Source organism: Chryseobacterium sp. SIMBA_028 (assembly GCF_046535285.1).
GTDB lineage: Bacteria > Bacteroidota > Bacteroidia > Flavobacteriales > Weeksellaceae > Chryseobacterium.
The window spans coordinates 1-276 of sequence record NZ_JAWRWZ010000219.1 but is presented as its reverse complement, the minus strand read 5'-3'; the positions used below and the strand labels follow the sequence as shown (position 1 = coordinate 276).

General features: G+C 33.0%; 1 protein-coding gene. It reads left to right on the top strand.

Annotated elements, in window-relative coordinates; genetic code table 11:
• Positions 1-276: hypothetical protein (locus tag SCA31_RS23220; RefSeq protein WP_410699385.1), on the top strand; the 276-nt coding region annotated here is incomplete at both ends.

The window sequence follows — 276 nt, the reverse complement described above, 5'->3', positions numbered from 1 at the left end:
AAAGGCGAAATTACAGAAAGGAATATGTATGACTATTCCGGATATCTTATATCTTCTGAAAAATTATTCTCCGAATTGGTTCCTAAAATACATTCTAATTTCCGGCTTCCGATAGAAAACACACATAGAAGAAACGGGAAAGATATAGAAACTGAAAAATTTGAATATGCAATTTCTTTTCGCGACGTATTAATTCAAATAATGAAAATCTATCTAATGGATTTAGACCGCCAGATCCCTAAACTTCCGGACGTGAATTATTATGAAGGCAGATCT